We start from the raw sequence: 2,548 nt of genomic DNA, 5'->3' as shown, positions 1-2,548 counted from the left end.
GGGATCCCTGGAAGCGCTGGGCCAGTTGCCGGCTGGCGGCGGAGCGGGGAAGGCCCTCGGCCAGCAGGCGGGCCAGCTCCTGGCGAACTTCCGCTTCGGAAGGGGAGGTTTCTTCGTCTTTTTGGGAGGCAGACCGCCCCTCTAGAACAAGGGTGAACTCTCCCCGCGGTGGCTGGGCGGTGCAATGCTCGAGAGCGGCGGCCAGGGATCCCCGCCAGAAGGACTCGTGCAGCTTAGTCAGCTCACGGGCCAGCACGATCTGCCGCTCCGGGCCGCAGTGAGCCAGGAGATCTTGCAGAGTTTGCTGCAGGCGGTGGGGGGCTTCGTAGAGGACGATGGTGCGCTCTTCTTGGGCCAGTTGTTGCAGACGGGCCTGCCGCTGGCTGGCCTTGAGCGGCAAAAAACCCTCGAAGACAAACCGCCCTGTGGCCAGCCCAGAAGCAGCCAAGGCGGCCACTGCCGCTACCGGGCCAGGCACCGGGATCACGGGGATCCCGGCTTGGATGCAGGCGCGCACCAGTTCTTCACCCGGATCGGAGATGGCGGGTGTGCCGGCATCGCTGATTAGAGCCACCGACTGCCCTGCCGCCAGATACTTCAGGATTTGCGGGATCCGCTGTGCCGTGTTGTGCTCGTGATAGCTGATGAGGCGGGCGGAGATCTGAAAGTGTTTAAGAAGCTGGCCGGAGTGGCGGGTGTCTTCTGCTGCCACCCAGTCCACCTCCCGCAAAACCCGCAGCGCCCGCAGGGTAATGTCTTCGCGGTTGCCGATAGGGGTGGCCACCAAGTAGAGGCCGACGGTGGGGCGCTCCATCCCGACGAGGCCAGAGCTGAGCGGGTACTGCTTTCTAGGTTAACCCCTCTAGCCGGGATCCCTGTGGCAGGATCGGGAGAGACTGGCGGGAGAGAGCAGGTGCGGCTGACCACGCGAGCTACTTACAGCATCCGGGCTTTGCTGGATCTGGCGATGCTCGGCGCGGGGCAGATGGCCTCGGTGCGGGCCATTGCTGAGCGACAGCAGATCCCGGCCCCCTATCTGGAAAAGCTGTTGATCGAGCTGCGCCAGGCCGGTTTGGTCTGTTCGCAGCGGGGGGCGCAGGGGGGCTACCGGCTGGCACGGGCACCGCGGCGGATCCCGATCAGCGCCATTTTGGCAGCGGTGGGAGAATCTCTGGATCCGCTTGTGGAGAGTTCCAAAGCTTCAGCCGTGCCTCAGGCAGGCTCGACGGAGCGGCTGGACTGGGTGACAGCGGCTCTCTGGGAGCGGATCGCCCGACGGGCGCAGCAGGTGCTGGAGGAAACCACTCTGGAGGATCTGTATTTTGATGCCCGCAGTTGGCAGGCGGCTCAGGATCAGGAGAGTGGATTTGTGGTCTGATGGGCAGGATGGAGCGCTTGCCCTTTTTCCCGACTCAGCCGGCTGCTGCGCTGGTGCTGGCGGCAGCGCTGGGTCTGGATTACTGGTTGGCGGATCCCTGGGGGTGGCCCCATCCGGTGCGGGTGATGGGGGCAGTCATCGCCTGGGGGCAAGGCTGTATCCTCAAGCACTGTTCGACCCCACAGGCACAACGGTGGGGCGGGGCGGTGCTGACGCTGGCGCTGCTGGCGGGATCCTACGCGGCAGGCTGGGGGCTGATCGCCGTTGCCCAGGCTCTCCACCCCTGGGCAGGGATCCTGATGCACGCCATCCTGATGGCCAGTTGCCTGGGGGGGCGCAGCCTGCGCTTTGCCGCCTTGGAGGTGTTGGATCCCTTGGAAAAGGGGGATCTGCTGCAGGCCCGCCAACGGCTGAGCCGCTACGTGGGCCGGGATACAGAGCACCTGACGGAGGCGGAGATTTTGCGGGCGGTGATCGAGACGGTGGCGGAAAATACCCCGGACGGGGCGACGGCCCCTTTGTTCTATGCCTTTTTGGGAGGGGCGCCCCTGGCTTTGGCCTACAAGGCCAGCAGCACGCTTGATTCGATGGTGGGCTATCGCCATGCCCCCTTTACCTACCTGGGCACGGTGCCGGCCCGCTGTGAGGATGTGTTGACCTGGCTGCCCTGCCGGCTGACGGTGTTGACGCTGGCCCTGTTCAGCGGGGATCCCTGGGGGTTTTGGCAGCGGTGTCGCCGCGACGGGCGGGCGGATCCCAGCCCCAATTCGGGGTGGAGCGAGGCGGCCTTTGCCTGGCGGCTGCAGATCCAGTTGGGAGGCACCAATTGCTATCGCGGGATCCCGAAGGAGAAGCCCAAGGTGGGGATCCCAGCCCGTCCCTTGAGCCCCCAGGTGGTGCGGGAAAGTCTGGGGCTGCTGCGGCAGGTTCTGGGGGTGTGGGGAAGTTGGATGGTGGGCGTAGCTCTAGTTCTCAGCTTGGGAGAGGGGCTGGGGGCCACTTCGGTATCGATTATTTGGTGGTATTGAGAAAGTCGCCGAGATTGAGGATGGTGTTTTGCTCGCTGACGATGGTTTGGATATCGTCAGGCAAGTTGCGGACGTACTCGAGCTGAAGGGCCTAGGGCGTCGCAGGCGCATGGGAAAGGGCTCCGGGATCCAAGACTTTTGA

General features: G+C 65.0%; 3 protein-coding genes. 2 read left to right on the top strand and 1 reads right to left on the bottom strand.

Features of this window, described 5'->3' with window-relative positions:
• A partial coding sequence (gene rsmI / locus NW857_RS11280; RefSeq protein ID WP_414368980.1) for a 16S rRNA (cytidine(1402)-2'-O)-methyltransferase occupies positions 1-814 on the bottom strand: 814 nt, incomplete at its 3' end.
• A 99-nt stretch (positions 815-913) separates the two neighbouring features.
• On the opposite strand from rsmI, the gene NW857_RS11275 reads away from it, so the two are divergent.
• Both NW857_RS11275 and cbiB read left to right on the top strand, forming a co-directional pair.
• The gene (locus NW857_RS11275; protein ID WP_414335270.1) at positions 914-1,378 is read left to right on the top strand and encodes an Rrf2 family transcriptional regulator; all 465 of its coding nucleotides are present in this window, start codon (positions 914-916) and stop codon (positions 1,376-1,378) included.
• On the top strand, positions 1,378-2,406 hold the full coding sequence (gene cbiB, locus NW857_RS11270) for an adenosylcobinamide-phosphate synthase CbiB (protein ID WP_414335268.1): 1,029 nt from the start codon (positions 1,378-1,380) through the stop codon (positions 2,404-2,406). The genes NW857_RS11275 and cbiB overlap by 1 nt, the downstream gene beginning before the upstream one ends.
• Positions 2,407-2,548 lie beyond the last annotated feature (142 nt).

The sequence above is a fragment of the Synechococcus sp. H55.9 genome, assembly GCF_047462355.1.
Taxonomy (GTDB): Bacteria; Cyanobacteriota; Cyanobacteriia; order Thermostichales; family Thermostichaceae; genus Thermostichus.
This window is presented reverse-complemented; position numbering and strand designations above follow the sequence as displayed.

What these genes read in the sequence shown, in the direction of transcription:
- cbiB (WP_414335268.1), top strand. Translation starts at nt 1,378, where the DNA reads ATGGGCAGGATGGAGCGCTTGCCCTTTTTCCCGACTCAGCCGGCTGCT.